This is a genomic window from Pseudomonas viridiflava (assembly GCF_001642795.1).
In the GTDB taxonomy this organism is placed as follows: domain Bacteria; phylum Pseudomonadota; class Gammaproteobacteria; order Pseudomonadales; family Pseudomonadaceae; genus Aquipseudomonas; species Aquipseudomonas viridiflava.
Window position 1 is genome coordinate 163,373 of record NZ_LKEH01000025.1, and the last position, 19,280, is coordinate 182,652.

Here is a 19,280-nt window from a genome sequence, read left to right on the forward strand (position 1 = left end):
AACTACTGCAAGTATTTTGGGACTTCTCCTACAGGATCAGACCGACTGGGCTTCAATGAATCCACAGAATCGAGTAACGTGCCGGGCAATTGTAGATTAAACGTTTCAGCAGTCGCATTGTCTGCTGCAATCGAGATGAAAGCGATGTCCGATGGATAGCACTTCATCCCCCCAAGCTGTCGATCCCGTAGATCGTCATTAAAACAAGAATCAGGTGGCGCCTTGGCGCTGCACAGGAGTCAAGGCAATGCTCGAACTCACTCTGGAGCAAATATCCATGGCCCAGTCGGCTGTGGATAAAAATGCCGCACTTGAATTGATTGCCGACCACCTGGTCGCTGATGGTCTGGTTGCAGAAGGCTATCTCACCGGGTTGATGAACCGCGAACAGCAAGGTTCGACATTTCTCGGTCAGGGCATCGCCATCCCGCACGGCACCCCTGAAACCCGCGACCTTGTATCCACCACCGGCGTGCGCTTGATGCAGTTCCCCGAAGGGGTGGACTGGGGCGACGGCCAGATGGTCTATCTGGCCATCGGTATCGCGGCCAAGTCCGACGAGCACTTGCGCCTGCTGCAACTGCTGACCCGCGCGCTGGGCGAGGAAGACCTCGGCCAGGCCCTGCGTGAGGCCAAAACGCCCGAAGACCTGCTCAAACTGCTGCAGGGCGCACCTCAGGAGCTGGCGCTCGATGCACAAATGATCAGCCTGGGCGTGTCGGCTGACGATTTCGAAGAACTGGTCTGGCGCGGTGCCCGCCTGCTGCGCAAGGCCGATTGTGTGAGCAACGGTTTTGCCGCCGTGCTGCAGCAGGTCGAAGCCCTGTCGCTGGGCGATGGCCTGTGGTGGCTGCACAGCGAGCAGACCGTCAAGCGTCCTGGACTTGCGTTCGTTACCCCCGACAAACCGATTCGCTATCTGGGCCAGCCGCTGACCGGCCTGTTCTGTCTGGCGAGTCTCGGTGAGGCCCATCAGGCCTTGCTTGAGCGCTTGTGCCTTTTGTTGATCGAAGGCCGCGGCCACGAATTGGGCCATGCCACCAACAGTCGTGTGGTGTTGCAGGCTTTGGGAGGCGAATTGCCCGCCGAGTGGCCGACCGAACAGATCAAGCTGGCCAACGCCCATGGTTTGCATGCGCGTCCGGCGAAGATCCTCGCGCAACTGGCCAAGGAGTTCGACGGCGAGATTCGTGTGCGCATCGTGGAAACCGGCGATACCGCCGTGTCGGCCAAGAGCTTGAGCAAACTGCTCAGCCTGGGCGCACGCCGTGGTCAGACGCTGGAATTCATCGCTGAGCCGACCATCGCTTCCGACGCCTTGCCTGCGCTGCTTGCAGCCGTGGAGCAGGGCCTGGGTGAAGAGGTCGAGCCGCTTCCGGTCGTGTCCGAAACCCAGGCGGCGCCAGTGGCCGCCGCCGTCGTTGCCAAGCCCGTCAATGCACCGGCCGCAGGCAGCGTGCTGCAGGCTGTTCCTGCCTCGCCCGGCATCGCAATGGGCCCGGCGCACGTTCAGGTCTTGCAGGCTTTCGAATACCCACAGCAAGGCGAATCAGTCGCCGCTGAGCGCGAGCGCCTGCAAAAGGCGCTGGCCGAAGTACGCCGCGACATCGAAAACCTGATCCAGCGCAGCAAATCCAAGGCTATCCGCGAAATCTTCATCACCCATCAGGAGATGCTGGATGACCCGGAGCTGACCAGCGAAGTCGAGCTGCGCCTGAACAAGGACGAAAGCGCTGCCGCTGCCTGGGCAAGCGTGATCGAAGCGGCTGCCGTTCAGCAGGAACAATTGCAGGATGCGTTGCTGGCCGAGCGTGCGGCGGACCTGCGCGATGTCGGTCGTCGTGTGCTGGCACAGATCTGCGGCGTCGAGACGATTGCCGCTCCGGACGAACCCTACATTCTGGTGATGGACGAAGTCGGCCCGTCTGACGTGGCGCGTCTGGATCCGGCGCAAGTCGCTGGTATTCTGACCGCACGCGGCGGCGCGACTGCGCACAGCGCCATCGTTGCCCGTGCGCTGGGTATTCCCGCGCTGGTCGGTGCTGGCGAAGAGGTGCTGCTGCTCAAGCCGGGTACGGCATTGCTGCTGGACTGCCAGCGCGGCCGTCTGACGGTTGCGCCGGACGAAGCCACCATGCAGCGTGCGATTCAGGACCGTGATGCCCGCGAGCAGCGCCTCAAGGAAGCCGCTGCGCTGCGCATGGAGCCTGCGGTGACTCGCGATGGTCACGCGGTTGAAGTGTTCGCCAACATCGGCGACAGCACCGGCACACCGGCTGCGGTGGAGCAGGGTGCGGAAGGCGTCGGCCTGCTGCGCACCGAATTGCTGTTTATGGCGCACTCGCAAGCGCCGGACGAAGCCACACAGGAAGCCGAATACCGCCGCGTGCTCGAAGACCTGGGCGGACGTCCGCTGGTGGTGCGCACGCTGGATGTCGGCGGTGACAAGCCGTTGCCGTACTGGCCCATCGACAAGGAAGAAAACCCGTTCCTCGGCGTGCGAGGCATCCGTCTGACCCTGCAGCGTCCGGACGTCATGGAAAGCCAGCTTCGTGCCTTGCTGCGAGCCGCCAACAGCGGGCCGCTACGCATCATGTTCCCGATGGTCGGCACTGTTGAAGAATGGCGTCAGGCGCGGGACATGACCCAGCGTCTGCGCGAAGAAATTCCGGTCAGCGACCTGCAACTGGGGATCATGATCGAAGTGCCGTCCGCCGCGCTGATCGCGCCGGTACTGGCCAGAGAAGTCGATTTCTTCAGCATCGGCACCAACGACCTGACGCAATACACCATGGCCATCGACCGCGGTCACCCGACCCTGTCGGCCCAGGCTGATGGTTTGCACCCCTCGGTGCTGCAACTGATCGACATGACCGTGCGCGCCGCGCATGCCAATGGCAAGTGGGTGGGCGTCTGCGGTGAGCTGGCGGCAGATCCGCTGGCAGTGCCGGTACTGGTCGGCCTTGGCGTTGACGAGTTGAGCGTTTCAGCGCGCAGTATTGGTGAGGTCAAAGCCTGTGTTCGTGAACTGACGCTGAGCAGCGCTCGGCAATTGGCGCAAAATGCGCTCACAGTGGGCAGCGCCGCTGAAGTCCGTGCGCTCGTGGAGGCCTTGTAATGGCGAAGATTCTTACCCTGACCATGAACCCGGCGCTCGATTTGACGGTGCAACTGGGGCAGATCGAACTGGGCCAGGTCAATCGCAGCAATGCGATGCTGACCCACGCCGCAGGCAAGGGCCTGAACGTGGCGCAGGTATTGGCGGATCTCGGGCATGACCTGACCGTCGCCGGTTTTCTGGGCGTCGATAACCAGCAGGCGTTCGAGGCGCTGTTCGAGCGTCGTGGCTTCGTCGACGAGTTCGTTCGCGTTCCGGGCGAAACCCGCAGCAATATCAAGCTGGCCGAAGGCAGCGGTCGTATCACCGACCTGAACGGTCCCGGCCCGCAGGTCAGCGAAGAAGCGCAGCAGGCGCTGTTCGCCCGCGTGCAGCAGATTGCGTCGGACTTTGATGTGGTGGTCGTTGCAGGCAGTCTGCCGCGTGGCGTGACGCCTGAGTGGCTGCAAAAACTCTTGGTGATGCTCAAGGACCTGGGCCTTAAAGTCGCGCTGGACAGCAGCGGTCTTGCTCTGCGCGCAGGTCTGGCGGCAGGCCCTTGGCTGATCAAACCCAACACGGAAGAACTGGCCGACGCGCTGGACGCGCCGATCATTTCCATCGCCGCTCAGGCCGAAGTGGCGGCTCGCCTGCACACTCAAGGCATCGAGCACGTGGTGATTTCCCAGGGCTCGGAAGGTGTGCACTGGTTCAGCCCGAATCTGGCGCTGCACTCCCTGCCGCCCAAGGTCACTGTCGCCAGTACCGTCGGTGCGGGCGACTCACTGCTGGCGGGCATGGTTCATGGCCTGATCAGCGGTGACGGGCCTCACACGACACTGCGCACCGCCACGGCGATCGCTGCCATGGCCGTTACCCAGATCGGTTTCGGCATCACCGACACCGCACAACTCAAGCGGCTCGAAGGCGGCGTCTCAGTGCGCAACCTGACAGAACAATAAGAGAGGATCGTCATGAAGTTAGCCATAGTAACGGCCTGCCCGAACGGCAAGGTCAGCAGCGTACTCAGTGCACGATTGCTCGAAGCGGCGGCGATGCGTCAGGGCTGGGAAACCAGCGTCGAGATCATCGACCCCAACAAGCCGGATCGCCAACTGTCGGCCCAAGACATCGAGGCCGCCGATCTGGTGCTGGTCGTCAACACCGGACCTGTGGACCTGAGCCGTTTTGTCGGCAAGCGTCTGTTTCAGGATTCTCCGTCTCACGCCCTGCAGGACGTCGATGGCTTCCTGCAACGCGCCAACAAGGACGCGCAGGTCCATGTCGCACAAGAAGCTGCCGCCCCTGAAGCGGCTGGCAGCGCGGGTGGTCAACCGCGTATCGTCGCGATCACCGCGTGCCCGACTGGGGTGGCCCATACGTTCATGGCCGCCGAAGCCATCCAGCAGGCCGCCAAGCGTCTGAACTATGACCTGCAGGTCGAGACCCAGGGCTCGGTCGGCGCGCGCAATCCATTGAGTCCGAAGGCCATCGCTGACGCCGATGTGGTGTTGCTGGCAGCGGATATCGAGGTCAACACCGATCGTTTTGTCGGCAAGAAAATCTATCGCTGCGGCACGGGCATTGCCCTCAAACAGTCCGACGCCACGCTTAAGAAAGCGCTGGCGGAAGGTCAGGTCGAATCCGATGCAACGGCGGCCAAGTCGCCTGCCAGGCAAGAGAAGACCGGCGTTTACAAGCACCTGTTGACTGGTGTGTCGTTCATGCTGCCGATGGTCGTGGCCGGTGGTCTGCTGATTGCGCTGTCGTTCGTGTTTGGCATCACCGCGTTCAAGGAACAGGGCACGCTGGCGGCTGCGTTGATGCAGATCGGGGGTGAGGCAGCATTCAAACTGATGGTGCCGTTGCTGGCCGGTTACATTGCGTACTCCATCGCTGACCGTCCGGGCCTTGCACCGGGCATGATCGGTGGTTTACTGGCGAGCACACTGGGGGCCGGTTTCATTGGCGGCATCGTGGCAGGCTTTCTGGCCGGTTACAGCGCCGCAGCGATCAATCGTTACGCACGCCTGCCCGCAAGTGTCGAAGCGCTCAAGCCGATCCTGATCATCCCGTTGCTGTCGAGCCTGTTCACCGGTCTGGTGATGATCTATGTGGTCGGCAAGCCGGTTGCAGGCATGCTCGAAGCCCTGACCCAGTTCCTCGACAGCATGGGCACCACCAACGCCATCCTGTTGGGTGTGGTACTGGGCGCGATGATGTGTGTTGACCTGGGTGGACCGATCAACAAGGCGTCTTACGCGTTCTCCGTTGGCCTGCTGGCTTCGCAGAGCTATGCGCCGATGGCCACCGCGATGGCGGCGGGTATGGTTCCGCCGATCGGCATGGGCATCGCCACGCTTCTGGCGCGTCGCAAGTTCGCCCAGAGCGAGCGCGAGGCAGGCAAGGCGGCGTTTGTACTGGGGCTGTGCTTCATTTCCGAGGGTGCGATTCCGTTCGCGGCAAAGGACCCATTGCGCGTGATCCCGGCGAGCGTCGTTGGCGGAGCGCTGACTGGCGCGCTGTCGATGTACTTCGGCTGCAAGTTGATGGCCCCGCACGGCGGCCTGTTCGTCATGCTCATCCCCAACGCCATCAACCACGCGCTGCTTTATCTGTTGGCCATCGCGGTAGGCAGCGTGGTAACGGGCGTGGTGTACGCGGTGCTGAAGCGGCCAGAAGTGGCCGAACTGGACGTCGCCCCGGCCAGTGCCTGAAACCCCTGTCCAGGAAGCTCTGCGTCCGCTGCTGATGTGACGCAGAGCGTCACGGATGCATACCCATGCGGAGCACTCATCGTTATACACAAGTCCGGAAGAGGCGCAAAACCGGGCTAAAAACGAAAGTGACTGACTGAATGCATACCCCGTGGGAGGCGGCTTGCCGGCGATGGCGCCAGTTCAGTCNCACAAGCATGGGCATGATCGGCGTGCTTGAGATCGCGCTGATCGTTCCTACGCTCCGCGTGGGAATGCCGCTCAGGACGCTCCGCGTCCGCTTTTGATGTGGTTCACAGCCCTTCGCCCTCGCTGTCACACTCCCCCAACATTCCCCTGCTAGGTTGCTCTTTTGCCTGTCTGCGAGGGGATAACCGTGAGCCAGTTCGATCTCAAGCGTCGCCGTGTCATTCAGGCCGTCGGGGCCGGGTTGTTGTTGCCGGGGCTTGCGCCGGCGGTCATTGCGTCGGTGCAGGACCGGCCGAAGATGACCGACGGCGTGCAGTCGGGCGACGTGTTGGGCGACCGCGCAATGGTCTGGAGTCGCAGCGATCGTCCTTCGCGCATGATCGTCGAGTGGGACACGCGCAGCATGTTCACGCAGCCCCGGCGTGTGGTGTCGGCGCTGGCCGATCAGCGCACTGACTTCACCGCGCGTGTCGAGCTGACCGGTTTACCGGTCGATCAAACGATTTTCTATCGCGTGTCTTTCGAAGATGCGCAGAGCGGCGTTGCCAGCGAGCCGTGGTTCGGCCATCTGCGCAGCATGCCGCAACAGCGACGCAATATCCGCTTCGTGTGGAGCGGCGACACAGTCGGTCAAGGCTTCGGCATCAATCCTGATGTAGGCGGCATGCGCATCTACGAAGCCATGCGCCTGCGCCTGCCGGACTTTTTTATCCACAGCGGCGATACCATTTACGCTGACGGCCCGGTCCCGGCGCAGATTACGGTTGAGGACGGACGCATCTGGCGCAACCTCACCACCGAGGCGAAAAGCAAAGTCGCCGAGACGCTGGACGAATACCGTGGCAACTACCGCTACAACCTGTTGGATGAAAACCTGCGCCGGTTCAACGCCGAGGTGCCGCAGATCTGGCAATGGGACGACCACGAGGTGACCAACAACTGGTCGCCCAGCAAGCAGCTGGATGACCGTTACAAGGTCAAGGACATTCAGCTGCTGTCCTCCCGCGCACGCCAGGCTTATCTGGAATACGCACCGCTGCGCCTGCAGGAAGCCGACAACGGCGGGCGGATCTACCGCAAGATTCCCTACGGTCCGATGCTGGATGTGTTCGTTCTGGACATGCGCAGCTATCGGGATGGCAACGATGCCAACCTGGCCGACAAGCCGGGCCCGACCACCGCCTTCCTCGGGCGCGAACAACTGGACTGGCTCAAACGCGAACTCAAGGGCTCAAGAGCGCAATGGAAAATCATTGCCGCTGACATGCCGGTCGGCCTCGGTGTGCCGGACGGCGAAGTGAGCCCCGGCGTTGTACGCTGGGAAGCAATTGCCAACGGCAATGACGGCCCTGCGCTGGGGCGTGAGCTGGAGGTTGCCGAACTGCTGGCGTATCTGCGTGCGCAGAAGATTCGCGATTGCGTGTGGCTGACGGCCGATGTGCATTACTGTGCCGCGCATCACTATCAGCCGGATCGGGCGGTTTTTCAGGATTTCGACCCGTTCTGGGAGTTTGTCGCAGGTCCCTTGAACGCAGGCAGCTTTGGGCCTAATACGCTGGACAAGACCTTCGGTCCCGAACTGGTGTTCCAGAAGGCCCCGCCCGCGCAGAACACCTCACCGTTTGCCGGTTTCCAGTTTTTCGGCGAAGTGAACATCGATGGCCAGAGTGGCGAAATGACTGTGACCCTGCGCGATCTGGACGGCGTGTCGGTGTTCGAGCGTAAATTGCAGCCGGTAGTGGAGGCCAGTCGCATCGTCTGACGCCTCGCGTGGGCGGTTTTCCGAAAATCCTTGCAACACACCCGGCATGGGTGGCTTATCATTAGCTACCTATCGACGGGACCGGGTGCGTTGCATGCTGGCTATCTTTCTTGAAACACTGAACATCACCGCACCGGTGTTCGCGATGCTGTTTCTTGGCGTGTTCCTCAAGCGCATCCGCGCAATCAATGATGCGTTCATCGTTGCCGCGTCGGGGCTGGTGTTCAACGTCACCATGCCTGCGCTGTTGTTTCTGGGCATCATCCATGCCGATCTGCGCGCAGCGCTGCAACCCAAACTGCTGATCTTCTTTGGCGTCGCCACGCTCCTGAGTTTCGCGGCCACCTGGGGCTGGGCCATCTGGCGTTGCCCGCATGAAGACCGCGGGGTCTATGTTCAGGGCGCATTCCGTGGCAACAACGGGGTGATCGGTCTGGCGCTGGCCGCCAGCATGTATGGATCGTATGGCATTTCGCTGGGCGCGATTCTCGCGGCATTGGTCATCGTTTTCTACAACACGCTGTCGACCGTGGTGCTTGCGGTCTACAGCCCGGTGATCAAATCCGACCCGTGGAGCGTGTTCAAAAGCGTGCTGGCCAACCCGCTGATCATCAGCGTGCTCGTCGCCTCGCCGTTCGCCTATTTCAGTATTGGTCTGCCCAAATGGCTAGAGACGTCCGGTGGTCTTCTGGCGCAGATGACCTTGCCGCTGGCGTTGATCTGCATCGGCGGCACGCTGTCGCTGGCCTCGTTGCGCAAGAGCGGAAAACTGGCGGTCAGTGCCAGTCTGGTGAAGATGGTCTGGCTGCCGGTGCTGTGCACCTTCGCGGCCTGGCTGTTAGGTTTTCGCGGTGCTGAGCTGGGGATTCTGTTTCTGTACTTCGGCAGCCCGACGGCCGCTGCCAGCTACATCATGGCGCGCACCGCCAATGGCAACTATGAGCTGGCCGCAGCGATCATTGTGCTCACGACCCTGGCCGCCGCGGTGACGACCAATATCGGGATATTTATTCTGCAGTGGGGCGGCTGGATCTAGACGCCTTAAGGCGTTATTCAGGCTTCACGTAACTGTCGATCACTTCCTGCGCGGCGCGAAACGCTTCGATGGCAGCCGGTACGCCTGCATACACGGCGCAATGCAGCAGCGCTTCACGAATCTCGTCAACCGTGCAGCCGTTATTCAGCGCGCCGCGTACATGGCCCTTCAGTTCCTGCGAGCATTTGAGCGCGGTCAGGGTCGCCAGCGTGATCAGGCTGCGGGTTTTCAACGGCAGGCCTTCACGGCTCCAGACACTGCCCCACGCGTGCTCGTTGACGAAATCCTGCAGCGGCTGGCTGAAATCAGTAGCGTTGCCCAGCGCTCGGTCGACGTAGGCATCGCCCATCACCTGGCGACGAATCTGTTCGCCATCGCTGATCGTCTTGTCTGTCATGGCATTTCTCCTGTGGCATTAGAGGCGGACGTCTGTGAATCAGTGCTGCCGTCGCCAGGCGCGGACGACGCCAAAGGCAACGATCATTCCGAGCAGCGGCACAATGAACCTGAGCATCATGCCTTCAAGCCGTTCGGCCAGCAGCATGCCGGTGCTGATCGATACGATATGCAGGCCGTAGGTCAGATACAGCGACAGCAGAAACAGGCCTTCGACGCGGTCTATCCGGTAACCGGAATAGAACAGCGGCACACACAGCACCGCGACGCCGAGCATGATCGGCAGGTCGAAAACCAGCGCATTGGGCGAGATGGTCAGTGGCACCGGCGCGACCAGCGCGGTCAGCCCCAGCACACCCAGCAGGTTGAACAGGTTGCTGCCAATCACGTTACCCACGGCAATGTCACGCTCGCCGCGCATTGCTGCGATCAGCGAGGTCATCAGCGCGGGCAGCGAAGTACCGATGGCGATGACGGTCAGGCCGATGATGCGCTCGGACAGCCCCAGGTTGATCGCGATCACGACTGACGCATCAACCAGCAGATGCCCGCCCGACGTCAACAGCAGCAAGCCGCCTGCAAGCATGGCGATACGCGTCAGGGCGCGAGGCTTTTCTGTCGTGTCTGCGTGGCCGTGGCGAGGTGCATGGCCGCCCTGACGGACCACGATGAACAGGCAGAGCAGCAGAGCCGCCAGCAACAAAACACCGTCGAACTTGCTGAACTCACCGGTCAATGACAGGGCGATCACCAGCAGGCAGGCGCCGATCATGAGGGGAATGTCGACCCGCAGTACCTGACGCGCGACTCGCAGCGGGGTGACCAGGGCGCACAGGCCTAGAATCACCAGCACGCTGAAGATATTGCCGCCGATCACGCTGCCTACGGCGATGTCGGTGTTGTCCGAGAACGCGGCCTGGAGGCTGACAGCCATCTGCGGTGCGCTGGTGCCCATCGCCACGACCGTCAGGCCGATGATCAGGGGTCTGATCTTGAACAGGGCTGCAAGGTGGACGGCCGATCGAACCGACAGCTCGGCACCGATAAGCAGTAAAAGAAGGCCGACGACCATCTGGATCAGGGCAGGGGCGGGCAGTGTCGATAGCTGGAGAATTGCGGGCGTCCTTAGTCGAGGGCCTGAATGCGTACGGGGGCGGTGCCGCTGCGCAGCATACCCAGTTGTTCGGCTGCCTTGCGAGAGACATCGATCAGTCGGCCTCGGGTGTGAGGGCCGCGATCATTGATGCGCACGATGACGGATTCGTCATTGTTCAGATTGGTCACTTTGACGCGCGTGCCGAAGGGCAATCGCCGGTGAGCGGCGGTCAAGGCGTTCTGGTTGAAAGGTTCACCACTGGCGGTGCGGTTGCCGTGATGCTGCGAGCCGTAATACGAGGCGCGTCCGGTCTCATCATAACCGTGAGGATCGATGAGGCTGTTGCTGGAACAACCGGCCAGGAACGTCAGCAGGCTGCAGGCAGAAAGAAGTCGGCGCATGGGTCGGGTCCTGAGTGCCTGTGGAAGTCATACGCTCATATCATTCCTCACGCTCAGCGTGGGAATGCCTCTGGGGACGCTCCGCGTCCGGGCGCATGGACCTGTTTCGGGCCAATGGGACGCAGAGCGTCCCGGGATGCGTGCCAACGCGGAGCATTGGCACGATCAATCTCTTTCAGGTATCAACCTTCCAGCTTGGCCTTGAGCAGTTCGTTTACCTGCTGCGGGTTGGCCTTGCCTTTGGACGCTTTCATCGCCTGGCCGACGAAGAAACCGAACATCTTGCCGCGTTTCGCTTCATCAGCGGCGCGGTACTGTTCGACCTGTTCGGCGTTGGCCGCGAGCATCTCGTCGAGCATCGACTCGATGGCACCGCTGTCAGTCACCTGCTTCAGACCGCGCTTCTCGATGACCTCGTCGGCACTGCCTTCGCCATTGGCCATCGCCTCGAACACCATCTTGGCAATCTTGCCGGAGATGGTGTTGTCGGTGATGCGCTTGAGCATGCCGCCCAGTTGTTCGGCGCTGACCGGCGACTGTTCGATCTCGACACCTTGCTTGTTCAGCAGGCTGCCCAGTTCGACCATGACCCAGTTGGCGGCCAGCTTGGCGTCGCCGCTGATGCTGACTACCTGTTCGAAATAGTCCGCCTGCTCGCGACTGGACGCCAGCACGCTGGCGTCGTAGGTCGACAGCCCGAACTGGCTCTGGAAGCGTTCGCGTTTCTGCGGCGGCAATTCCGGCAGCGTGGCGCGGGTTTCTTCCAGGAACGAATCCTCGATGATCACCGGCAGCAGGTCAGGGTCGGGGAAGTAACGGTAGTCGTTGGCTTCTTCCTTGCTGCGCATGGCACGGGTTTCGTTGGTGTTCGGGTCATACAGGCGAGTCTGCTGGATGACCTTGCCACCGTCTTCGATCAGGTCGATCTGGCGCTGGATCTCGCTGTTGATCGCCTTCTCGATGAAGCGGAACGAGTTGACGTTCTTGATCTCGCATCGGGTACCGAACTCGACCTGGCCTTTCGGACGGATCGACACGTTGCAGTCGCAGCGCAGCGAGCCTTCGGCCATGTTGCCATCGCAGATGCCCAGGTAGCGAACCATCGCGTGGATCGCCTTGACGTAAGCCACGGCCTCCTTGGCGCTGCGCATGTCCGGCTCGGAAACGATTTCCAGCAGCGGCGTGCCTGCGCGGTTAAGGTCGATACCGGTCATGCCCTGGAAGTCTTCGTGCAGGCTTTTGCCCGCGTCTTCTTCAAGGTGCGCGCGCGTGATGCCGATGCGCTTGACCGTGCCGTCTTCCAGCGTGATATCCAGGTGGCCCTTGCCGACAATCGGCAGTTCCATCTGGCTGATCTGGTAGCCCTTGGGCAGGTCAGGGTAGAAGTAGTTCTTGCGGGCGAACACGTTGTGCTGGCCGATCTCTGCATCCACTGCCAGGCCGAACTTGACGGCCATGCGCACGGCTTCCTTGTTCAGGACCGGCAATACGCCCGGCATGCCCAGATCGACGAGGCTGGCCTGGGTATTAGGCTCGGAACCGAACGTCGTGGAGCTGCCGGAAAAAATCTTCGATTGGGTCGAAAGCTGGGTGTGAATCTCCAGCCCGATGACGACTTCCCATTGCATGTGTTTCTCCTCAGAAGCCTTCAGGTGCGCGAGTGTGCCAGTCGGTGACCTGCTGATACTGGTGCGCGACGTTGAGCAGACGGCCTTCCTGGAAATACGGGGCGAGCAGTTGCACGCCCACCGGCAGACCTTCGACGAAGCCCGCAGGCATCGACAGACCCGGCAGGCCCGCGAGGTTGGCGGTGATGGTGTAGAAGTCTTCCAGGTATTCGGCAATCGGATCGTTGGTCTTGGCGCCGATTTTCCAGGCCGGGTTCGGCGTGGTCGGGCCGAGGATCACGTCGACTTCGGCGAAGGCGTTCATGAAATCGTTCTTGATCAGACGGCGGATCTTCTGGGCCTGCAGGTAGTAGGCATCGTAATAGCCTGCCGACAGGGCGTAGGCGCCGACCATGATGCGACGTTGCACTTCCGGGCCGAAACCTTCGGCGCGCGAACGCTTGTACAGGTCGGTCAGGTCCTTCGGGTTTTCGCAGCGATAGCCGAAACGCACGCCGTCGAAGCGCGACAGGTTGGACGATGCCTCTGCCGGTGCGATGACGTAGTAGGCCGGGATACCGTGCTGCAGGTTAGGCAGACTGATTTCCTTGACGATGGCGCCGAGCTTTTCCAGCTCCTTGACGCTTTCGTGGACCAATTGCGCAATCCGCGGGTCCAGACCTGCGCTGAAATACTCTTTGGGCAAACCGATGCGCAGGCCCTTTAGCGAGGTGTTGAGCGTCGCCGAGTAATCCGGGACAGGCTCGTCGATGCTGGTGGAATCCTGCGGATCGAAACCGGCCATGCCTTGCAGCAGCAGGGCGCAGTCTTCTGCTGTGCGGGCCATGGGGCCCGCCTGATCGAGGCTGGACGCGTAGGCGATCATGCCCCAGCGCGACACGCGGCCATAAGTCGGCTTCAGACCTGTCAGGTTGGTCAGTGCGGCAGGCTGGCGAATCGAGCCGCCAGTGTCGGTGCCGGTCGCGGCAGGCAGCAGGCGCGCCGCAACGGCCGCAGCGGAACCACCGGACGAGCCGCCGGGAACGCATTCAAGGTTCCAGGGGTTCTTTACCGCGCCGTAGTGGCTCGACTCGTTGGCAGAACCCATGGCGAATTCGTCCATGTTGGTCTTGCCCAGCGTCACCGTACCGGCCGAGGCCAGTCGGGACACCACGGTGGCGTCGTACGGAGCCTTGAAATTGTCGAGCATCAGCGAGCCGCAGCTGGTGCGGATGCCCTGGGTGCAAAACAGGTCCTTGTGCGCCAGCGGGGCGCCGAGCAGGGCGCCATTCTCACCGGCGGCACGGCGTGCGTCCGCAGCCTGGGCCTGGGTGATGGCCAGGTCTTCGGTCAGGCTGATGAAACTGTTGAGCTGAGGGTCGAGTTGCGCGATGCGCGACAGCAGGACACGGGTCAGTTCTTCAGAGGAAAACTTCTTTTCGGCGAGTCCGCGGGCGATCTCGGCCAGAGTCATTTGGTGCATGCAGGCTCTTTCCCTTACTCGATGACTTTCGGAACCAGATAAAGCCCGTCCTGGACGGCTGGTGCGATGGCTTGGTAAGTGTCGCGACGATTTCGTTCGGTAACGGCGTCATCGCGCAGGCGCTGAGAGGCTTCCAGCGGGTGGGCCAGGGGTTCGATGCCGGTGGTATCAACCGCCTGCATCTGATCGACCAGCCCGAGAATACTGTTGAGGGCTTCGGTGGTACGTGGGATATCGGCGTCATTGAGGCCCAGTCGGGCCAGATGAGCGATCTTTTCCACGTCGGAGCGTTCAAGCGCCATGGGGGATCTCCAGTGGAATACGAGCGAATTTGCTTTGTGACCAGTTGCGGAACACTATCGTGTTTCTGCGGTCTCAAGCCGCTAACGTCGAGGGTCTTGTTTATAAAAGCGCCAATTTAACATATTGGCTCCTTGCCCAAAATCCCTGTCGTTGTTAGAGTTTGCCGCACTTTTTTACCCACGCGTTCCCTAGGGTCCCTTTCCCATGTTCAAGAAACTGCGTGGCATGTTTTCCAGTGATCTATCCATCGACCTGGGCACTGCCAACACCCTTATTTACGTGCGTGAGCGCGGTATTGTTCTGAATGAGCCCTCTGTCGTTGCCATCCGTACTCACGGCAACCAGAAGAGTGTCGTGGCCGTCGGTACGGAAGCCAAGCGCATGCTGGGCCGTACTCCAGGCAACATTGCAGCCATCCGCCCCATGAAGGATGGCGTCATTGCCGACTTCAGCGTCTGCGAGAAGATGCTTCAGTACTTCATCAACAAGGTCCACGAAAACAGCTTTCTGCAGCCCAGCCCTCGTGTGCTTATCTGCGTTCCGTGCAAATCCACCCAGGTTGAGCGCCGCGCCATTCGCGAGTCGGCCCTGGGTGCAGGCGCACGTGAAGTATTCCTGATCGAAGAGCCCATGGCCGCTGCCATCGGTGCCGGTCTGCCGGTTGAAGAAGCACGCGGTTCGATGGTTGTCGATATCGGCGGCGGCACCACTGAAATCGCCCTGATCTCTCTGAACGGTGTGGTCTATGCCGAATCCGTACGTGTGGGCGGCGACCGTTTCGACGAAGCGATCATCACCTATGTGCGTCGCAACTACGGCAGCCTTATCGGCGAATCCACTGCCGAGCGCATCAAGCAGGAAATCGGTACTGCCTACCCGGGTGGTGAAGTGCGTGAAGTCGACGTGCGTGGCCGTAACCTGGCTGAAGGCGTTCCGCGTGCCTTCACGCTGAACTCCAACGAAGTGCTTGAAGCGCTGCAGGAGTCGCTGGCGACCATCGTTCAGGCCGTGAAAAGCGCCCTGGAACAATCGCCGCCGGAACTGGCTTCGGATATCGCCGAGCGTGGTTTGGTACTGACCGGTGGTGGCGCGTTGCTGCGCGATCTGGACAAGCTGCTGGCGCAGGAAACCGGTCTGCCGGTGATCGTTGCCGAAGACCCGCTGACCTGTGTGGCGCGTGGCGGTGGCCGTGCGCTGGAAATGATGGATAAGCACACCATGGATCTGCTCTCCAGCGAGTAATTCGCCGGGGTGCCGCTCATTGGCTTTTTGTATACGGGTAGCACTTGTGCTACCTGTATGCGTCAGGCTGAGTAACATGGTGCCTATTTCTTTCATCTGTCCAGGCCGGTTCCATACCGCATGAATAACAGCCAATTGAAGCTAGATCCGTCGATTGCATGCCCGGGAGGAGCGGCCTATTAAACCGCTTTTCGCAAAAGGCCCGTCGCTGGGCGTACGTCTGTTGGTGCTGGCTGTGTTGTCTGTGGCGTTGATGGTGGTTGACGCTCGCTTCACGGTCCTCAAGCCCGTGCGCAGTCAGATGTCGCTGGTGTTGATGCAGTCCTACTGGATCGTCGATCTGCCACAGCGTCTCTATCAGGGTGTCGCCAGCCAGTTCGGCAGCCGCACCGAACTGATCGCCGAAAACGAAAAACTCAAGACCGAAGCCCTGCTCCTGCAAGGTCGCCTGCAAAAGCTGGCGGCATTGACCGAGCAGAACGTGCGTCTGCGCGAGTTACTGAATTCTTCTGCGCTGGTGAACGAGAAGGTCGAGGTCGCCGAGCTGATCGGCATGGACCCGAATCCGTTCACCCATCGCATCATCATCAACAAGGGTGAGCGTGATGGCGTCGTGCTGGGTCAGCCAGTGCTCGATGCACGGGGCCTGATGGGGCAGGTGGTCGAGCTGATGCCTTACACCTCGCGTGTCCTGCTGCTCACCGACACGACCCACAGCATCCCTGTTCAGGTCAACCGCAACGGGCTGCGCGCCATTGCCAGCGGCACCGGCAACCCGGAGCGTCTGGAGTTGCGGCATGTCGCCGATACTGCAGACATCAAGGAAGGCGACCTGCTGGTCAGTTCCGGTCTTGGGCAGCGTTTCCCGGCGGGTTATCCGGTGGCGACGGTCAAGGAAGTCATTCATGACTCCGGTCAGCCGTTCGCGATCGTGCGTGCCGTGCCGACCGCTGCGCTGAATCGTAGCCGCAATCTGCTATTGGTGTTCTCCGACAGTCGTACGCCGGAAGAGCGTGCCGCCGATGCGGCACAAGCGCAGGAATCGTTCGACAAGGGCCTCGAGCCTGCCGCGATTCCGACCCTGCCGCCACCGGCGCCAGCGTTCCCGATGTGGCCACAACCCGTCGCGCCGGTATTCCCGGGCAGCACGACTGCGCACAAACCGGCTGCGCAAAGCGCCACGCCAGCACCCGCGGCCGCACCGGCAGCGCCTGCAGCACGGCCTGCCTCGCGTCCTGCATCCTCACAGCCCCCGGCTTCTTCACCTTCCAGCACTCGGGAGCGTATCGATGGTTAGTCATGTTTCCGGACGCAACGGCTGGGTCGTCTGGCTGACCTTTGCCATCGGCTTGCTGTTGAGCATTTCGCCACTGCCGCAGTTCATGGAAATCTTCCGTCCGCTCTGGCTCGCCTTGCTGCTGACGTTCTGGGTACTGGCGCTGCCTCATAAATACGGCATGGCCACGGCGTGGATTCTGGGCCTTATGGAAGACGTTCTGTACGGCACGCTGCTGGGCCAGAACGCGCTGATCCTGACCCTGATTACGTTCCTCGTCATGTCCCTGCAGCAGCGTTTGCGCATGTTCCCGATGTGGCAGCAATGCCTGGTGTTGCTGGTGGTATTCGGTCTGGCGCAGCTCGCACAGCTGTGGCTCAGCGCCCTGACCGGCAACCGTCAGCCTACGCTGGCGCTGGTTCTGCCCGCGCTGGTCAGTGCCCTGTTGTGGCCTTGGGTCAGCTACGGCCTGCGTGGATTGCGCATACGTTTGAAAATCAATTAAGCGCAACGTGAGGGCGGCGCCTGAAGCGTACGCGTTCACCGCCACCGACACGGAGATGTCCTTATGCCCTCGCTCTATCTGGCCTCTGGCTCGCCGCGCCGCCGAGAATTGCTCACTCAGATCGGTGTTCCTTTCGCGGTACTGAGTGCGCAGATCGACGAAACCCCCTTCGATTCCGAATCGCCTGCCGCCTACGTCGAACGCCTCGCGCTGGGCAAGGCGCAGGCCGGGCTTGCGCTGCTGTCGCCCGATCAGTCGGTATGCGTAATGGGCGCCGATACCGCTGTGGTGCAAGGCGGCCGGATTCTTGGCAAGCCGGTGGACGAAGCCGACGCGCTGGGCATGCTGGCGGCATTGTCGGGCACCGAACATGAAGTACTGACCGCCATCGCGCTGGTCGATCATCAGCGCAGCGAAACCCGTGTGGTCACCAGTCGCGTGCGTTTTCGCCCCATTCAGCCACTCGAAGCCCAGGCCTATTGGACCAGCGGCGAGCCACAGGACAAGGCTGGCGGCTACGCCATTCAGGGCCTGGCGGCCATCTTCGTTGCCGATCTGCAAGGCAGCTATTCTGGAGTGGTTGGTCTGCCTCTGTGCGAAACCGCAGAATTGCTCGCTGGTTTCGGCATACCCTGTTGGCAATACCTGGAAGGTAACGAGCCATGAGTGAAGAGATTCTGATCAACATCACCCCGATGGAATCACGGGTGGCGGTAGTGGAGAACGGTGTGCTGCAGGAGGTCCACGTCGAGCGGACCCAGCGCCGTGGCATTGTGGGCAACATCTACAAGGGCAAGGTTGTACGGGTATTGCCCGGCATGCAGGCCGCGTTCATTGACATCGGTCTGGACCGTGCAGCGTTCATTCATGCCTCGGAAATTTCCATGCGTGAAGGGCCTGCCGTCGAAAGCATCGCTTCGCTGGTGCACGACGGTCAGAGTCTGGTGGTGCAAGTCACCAAAGATCCGATCGGCAGCAAGGGCGCGCGGCTGACCACGCAGTTGTCGATCCCGTCCCGCTATCTGGTCTACATGCCGCGTACGGCGCATGTGGGCATTTCCCTGAAGATCGAAGACGAGGCCGAGCGCGAGCGTCTGAAGAAGGTCGTCAGTGATTGCGTGGCGCTGGAAGGCATCAAGGAAGCGGGCGGTTTCATTTTGCGTACGGCCGCCGAAGGCGCCGGCGCTGACGAAATCCTGATGGACATTCGCTACCTGCGCAGGCTGTGGGATCAGATCGGCGAGCAGATCAAGACGGTCAGTCCGCCCACGGTCATCTACGAAGACCTGGGGCTGGCCCTGCGTACCTTGCGCGATCTGGTCAGCCCGCGCATCGAGAAGATCCGCATCGACTCGCGGGAAACCTTCCAGAAGACCACGCAATTCGTGGCCGAGCTGATGCCGGAAATCGCCGACCGACTTGAGCACTATCCGGGCGAGCGACCGATCTTCGACCTTTATGGTGTCGAGGACGAAATCCAGAAAGCACTGGAGCGCAAGGTGCCGCTCAAGTCGGGCGGTTATCTGGTGGTCGATCCTGCCGAGGCGATGAGCACCATTGACGTCAACACCGGCGCGTTCGTCGGCCATCGCAATCTCGAAGAAACCATTTTCAAGACCAACCTGGAGGCGGCGACAGCCATCGCCAGGCAACTGCGCCTGCGTAACCTGGGCGGCATCATCATCATTGATTTCATCGACATGGAAGACGCCGAACATCAGCGTCAAGTGCTGCGGACGCTGGAAAAACAGCTGGAGCGCGACCACGCCAAGACCAACATCATCGGCATCACCGAGCTGGGGCTGGTGCAGATGACGCGCAAGCGCACCCGCGAAAGCCTGGAGCAAGTGCTGTGCGAGCCTTGCCACTGTTGCCAGGGGCGCGGCAAGCTGAAGACGCCTGAAACCGTGTGCTACGAGATATTCCGTGAGATTCTGCGCGAGGCCCGCGCCTATCAGGCTGTTGGCTATCGAGTGCTGGCCAATCAGCGCGTGGTTGACCGTCTGCTTGATGAAGAATCCGGCAATGTGGCCGAACTTGAGAGTTTTATCGGTCGCACGATCCGTTTTCAGGTAGAAACCATGTACTCACAGGAACAATACGACGTCGTACTGCTCTGAGATTGTCACCGTTCAACCGTTTGCAACAAGCGCCCGGCGGGGTTCTGGCA

General features: G+C 61.3%; 16 protein-coding genes. 10 read left to right on the top strand and 6 right to left on the bottom strand.

What is annotated here, in order from left to right:
* Window positions 1-247 precede the first annotated feature (247 nt).
* From ptsP to AO065_RS11475, 5 genes are all read left to right on the top strand, one after another.
* Window positions 248-3,118, top strand: coding sequence for a phosphoenolpyruvate--protein phosphotransferase (ptsP, locus tag AO065_RS11455; protein ID WP_004887499.1), 2,871 nt, complete (start codon window positions 248-250; stop codon window positions 3,116-3,118).
* Window positions 3,118-4,059 (top strand): 1-phosphofructokinase, encoded by a 942-nt coding sequence (gene pfkB, locus AO065_RS11460; RefSeq protein WP_004887502.1) that lies wholly within the window; start codon window positions 3,118-3,120, stop codon window positions 4,057-4,059. Before ptsP ends, pfkB begins: the two co-directional genes overlap by 1 nt.
* Window positions 4,060-4,071: 12 nt before the next feature.
* A complete protein-coding gene (locus tag AO065_RS11465; protein WP_004887504.1) occupies window positions 4,072-5,814 on the top strand; it encodes a PTS fructose-like transporter subunit IIB in 1,743 nt (580 codons plus the stop codon).
* 376 nt (window positions 5,815-6,190) lie between these two features.
* Complete coding sequence (locus AO065_RS11470) at window positions 6,191-7,765, top strand: alkaline phosphatase D family protein (RefSeq protein ID WP_004881576.1); 1,575 nt, start codon at window positions 6,191-6,193, stop codon at window positions 7,763-7,765.
* A gap of 94 nt (window positions 7,766-7,859) precedes the next feature.
* A complete protein-coding gene (locus tag AO065_RS11475; protein ID WP_004881575.1) occupies window positions 7,860-8,801 on the top strand; it encodes an AEC family transporter in 942 nt (313 codons plus the stop codon).
* A gap of 13 nt (window positions 8,802-8,814) precedes the next feature.
* On the opposite strand, the gene AO065_RS11480 is transcribed toward AO065_RS11475, so the two are convergent.
* The 6 genes from AO065_RS11480 to gatC form a co-directional block, all read right to left on the bottom strand.
* On the bottom strand, window positions 8,815-9,198 hold the full coding sequence (locus tag AO065_RS11480; protein ID WP_004881574.1) for a carboxymuconolactone decarboxylase family protein: 384 nt from the start codon (window positions 9,196-9,198) through the stop codon (window positions 8,815-8,817).
* Between the two features lie 39 nt (window positions 9,199-9,237).
* A complete protein-coding gene (locus tag AO065_RS11485) occupies window positions 9,238-10,269 on the bottom strand; it encodes a calcium/sodium antiporter (RefSeq protein ID WP_004881573.1) in 1,032 nt (343 codons plus the stop codon).
* A 53-nt stretch (window positions 10,270-10,322) separates the two neighbouring features.
* Window positions 10,323-10,694, bottom strand: coding sequence for a septal ring lytic transglycosylase RlpA family protein (locus AO065_RS11490; protein ID WP_004881572.1), 372 nt, complete (start codon window positions 10,692-10,694; stop codon window positions 10,323-10,325).
* 182 nt (window positions 10,695-10,876) lie between these two features.
* On the bottom strand, window positions 10,877-12,322 hold the full coding sequence (gene gatB, locus AO065_RS11495; protein WP_004881571.1) for an Asp-tRNA(Asn)/Glu-tRNA(Gln) amidotransferase subunit GatB: 1,446 nt from the start codon (window positions 12,320-12,322) through the stop codon (window positions 10,877-10,879).
* A 10-nt stretch (window positions 12,323-12,332) separates the two neighbouring features.
* Window positions 12,333-13,784 carry an Asp-tRNA(Asn)/Glu-tRNA(Gln) amidotransferase subunit GatA gene (gene gatA / locus AO065_RS11500; protein WP_004881570.1) on the bottom strand — a complete coding sequence of 484 codons (1,452 nt, stop codon included), beginning with the start codon at window positions 13,782-13,784 and terminating at the stop codon, window positions 12,333-12,335.
* A gap of 14 nt (window positions 13,785-13,798) precedes the next feature.
* Entirely contained in the window at window positions 13,799-14,086 is a 288-nt protein-coding gene (gatC, locus tag AO065_RS11505; protein ID WP_004881569.1) for an Asp-tRNA(Asn)/Glu-tRNA(Gln) amidotransferase subunit GatC, read from the bottom strand.
* 205 nt (window positions 14,087-14,291) lie between these two features.
* On the opposite strand from gatC, the gene mreB reads away from it, so the two are divergent.
* The 5 genes from mreB to rng all read left to right on the top strand — a co-directional run bounded on the left by mreB (window position 14,292) and on the right by rng (window position 19,230).
* Window positions 14,292-15,329, top strand: coding sequence for a rod shape-determining protein MreB (gene mreB, locus AO065_RS11510; protein ID WP_002555108.1), 1,038 nt, complete (start codon window positions 14,292-14,294; stop codon window positions 15,327-15,329).
* A gap of 178 nt (window positions 15,330-15,507) precedes the next feature.
* Window positions 15,508-16,626, top strand: a complete 1,119-nt coding sequence (mreC, locus tag AO065_RS11515) for a rod shape-determining protein MreC (protein ID WP_080597909.1) — start codon at window positions 15,508-15,510, stop codon at window positions 16,624-16,626.
* Complete coding sequence (mreD, locus tag AO065_RS11520; protein WP_004881567.1) at window positions 16,619-17,110, top strand: rod shape-determining protein MreD; 492 nt, start codon at window positions 16,619-16,621, stop codon at window positions 17,108-17,110. Before mreC ends, mreD begins: the two co-directional genes overlap by 8 nt.
* A gap of 63 nt (window positions 17,111-17,173) precedes the next feature.
* Complete coding sequence (locus tag AO065_RS11525; RefSeq protein WP_004881566.1) at window positions 17,174-17,776, top strand: Maf family protein; 603 nt, start codon at window positions 17,174-17,176, stop codon at window positions 17,774-17,776.
* Window positions 17,773-19,230, top strand: a complete 1,458-nt coding sequence (gene rng, locus AO065_RS11530) for a ribonuclease G (protein ID WP_004881565.1) — start codon at window positions 17,773-17,775, stop codon at window positions 19,228-19,230. The genes AO065_RS11525 and rng overlap by 4 nt, the downstream gene beginning before the upstream one ends.
* Window positions 19,231-19,280: the final 50 nt, after the last annotated feature.

What these genes read in the sequence shown, in the direction of transcription:
- ptsP (WP_004887499.1), top strand. Translation starts at nt 248, where the DNA reads ATGCTCGAACTCACTCTGGAGCAAATATCCATGGCCCAGTCGGCTGTG.
- pfkB (WP_004887502.1), top strand. Translation starts at nt 3,118, where the DNA reads ATGGCGAAGATTCTTACCCTGACCATGAACCCGGCGCTCGATTTGACG.
- AO065_RS11465 (WP_004887504.1), top strand. Translation starts at nt 4,072, where the DNA reads ATGAAGTTAGCCATAGTAACGGCCTGCCCGAACGGCAAGGTCAGCAGC.
- AO065_RS11475 (WP_004881575.1), top strand. Translation starts at nt 7,860, where the DNA reads ATGCTGGCTATCTTTCTTGAAACACTGAACATCACCGCACCGGTGTTC.
- AO065_RS11480 (WP_004881574.1), bottom strand. Translation starts at nt 9,198, where the DNA reads ATGACAGACAAGACGATCAGCGATGGCGAACAGATTCGTCGCCAGGTG.
- AO065_RS11485 (WP_004881573.1), bottom strand. Translation starts at nt 10,269, where the DNA reads ATGGTCGTCGGCCTTCTTTTACTGCTTATCGGTGCCGAGCTGTCGGTT.
- AO065_RS11490 (WP_004881572.1), bottom strand. Translation starts at nt 10,694, where the DNA reads ATGCGCCGACTTCTTTCTGCCTGCAGCCTGCTGACGTTCCTGGCCGGT.
- gatB (WP_004881571.1), bottom strand. Translation starts at nt 12,322, where the DNA reads ATGCAATGGGAAGTCGTCATCGGGCTGGAGATTCACACCCAGCTTTCG.
- gatA (WP_004881570.1), bottom strand. Translation starts at nt 13,784, where the DNA reads ATGCACCAAATGACTCTGGCCGAGATCGCCCGCGGACTCGCCGAAAAG.
- gatC (WP_004881569.1), bottom strand. Translation starts at nt 14,086, where the DNA reads ATGGCGCTTGAACGCTCCGACGTGGAAAAGATCGCTCATCTGGCCCGA.
- mreB (WP_002555108.1), top strand. Translation starts at nt 14,292, where the DNA reads ATGTTCAAGAAACTGCGTGGCATGTTTTCCAGTGATCTATCCATCGAC.
- mreD (WP_004881567.1), top strand. Translation starts at nt 16,619, where the DNA reads ATGGTTAGTCATGTTTCCGGACGCAACGGCTGGGTCGTCTGGCTGACC.
- AO065_RS11525 (WP_004881566.1), top strand. Translation starts at nt 17,174, where the DNA reads ATGCCCTCGCTCTATCTGGCCTCTGGCTCGCCGCGCCGCCGAGAATTG.
- rng (WP_004881565.1), top strand. Translation starts at nt 17,773, where the DNA reads ATGAGTGAAGAGATTCTGATCAACATCACCCCGATGGAATCACGGGTG.